Below are 1,559 nucleotides of genomic sequence, written 5' to 3'. Positions count from 1 at the left end.
CTACTACCTTTTTAGTCTCTTCACTTTCACTTCGACAGCCCACTACGCGGCCATTTTCAGATACCAACTGAACTACACGATGTCGATAAAAGAACTGAAGACTATCACGGTTAGAATGCTTAGCCAGTTTTTCTAGAAACAATTCAACCAAGCGGTGACCAGTGCCCCAAATTACGTGATACCGGGGAACGCTATTACCATCGCCATTTAGCCCACGTTCTACCCAGTTTACGGCCGGAAAGAACTTTAAGCCTTTGTCACATAGCCAATGAAATACGCGCTCTGCGGAATTCTGCACGTAGTATTCAGCCCAACGTTTAGGCCATTCATCCTGTTCACTGAACTGAGCGAATGAATGCCAATCTTTTAAGGCAAGTTCAGGAGAATCTTTTATGCCCATACGTTCCTGAAGTGGTGTCCCCACCAAGGCCATACCACCAAACGCCAACTTTGCCAGGCCACCGGAATTACCTTCAATATCTCGATCAACCAACGAGACACTTAGACCTTTTTCCAAGCATTCATGCGCCGCAATTAAACCCGCAATTCCAGCACCAACAATAAGTACATCACTTTTAATAGCTGCCATCTTTCTTGCCTTGTTACCAAATCAATAAACTAAACAAAGTTTGCCAAAGCTCTTTACTTAAGAGGATAGTAAAATTAGCCTAATGGCCTTAGATTGAGACATAGAAGAAATAAAACCATTCTAACAATAATAGCCCTTTACCTGGATTCCACTAGGCATGAGTGAAACCGAAGCATTTATTAGTCACCTATATCGAGCAACCAAGCGCGTTGATATTGAGTATTATCGCCAGTGGGCCCTAAACGAATTACAGTCATTTCTTGATATCGACGCTGCGATCTGGAGCACCGGACATTTAAGTACGCGCACTTTTCACACACACACAACACTTAATCTACCAACTAGTTTTCCAGACACCTTAATAGAACACATTAAAATAAATCCAATCAGCAATAGCTTGTTTGCTCATGCTGGTGAAGCTGTAGATATGGCTGATGTAATTAACGACAGTGACTTTTATCGTTCTGAAATCTATCACTCGGTTTTTGAGCCGCATGGAATAAAACGTATTTTAAGTTCACTACACATAGCTTCAAGAAGCGGTATCTATACCCTTCTCTCTGTGTACCGCACTGACAAAGATAGAAAGTTCTCAGATAACGAAAAGAAAAGACATCAACGAGTATTNTTTCATCTTATACAAGCTGCCTCTCATGCTTGCATGCTAAGCATGGAAGATAGGTCGGAGGGCGAGGAGCAGTACTACGCGATATGCGACCGTCACGGCATTTACCATGAGGTCGAAACAGAGTTTCTCGACATAGTCGAGCTTTGCTTTAAAGGAAGTAAGGAATTAAATACGCAAAAGCAAATCCTTCCCTTAAAACNCCCTTTGAATGAACAACAGAGAGAAAAACAGAACTACATCTTTAGCTCTCAGCAGCTGGGAGATCTCTTCCGAATAGGCGTTCGCCAAAGAAATAAACTCGACCAGCTAACCCAAAGGGAGCTAGATGTCGTAAAAGGCGTG

1 protein-coding gene is annotated in these 1,559 nt (G+C 42.5%); it reads right to left on the bottom strand.

The features are described from left to right. Positions 1–589: FAD-dependent oxidoreductase (locus A3735_RS22965; RefSeq protein ID WP_156499849.1), on the bottom strand; the 589-nt coding region annotated here is incomplete at its 3' end. Between the last annotated feature and the right edge of the window lie 970 nt (positions 590–1,559).

The sequence above is a fragment of the Oleiphilus sp. HI0061 genome (assembly GCF_001635675.1).
Note: the sequence above shows the minus strand (reverse complement) of the source record. Positions and strands in the feature narration are given on the sequence as shown.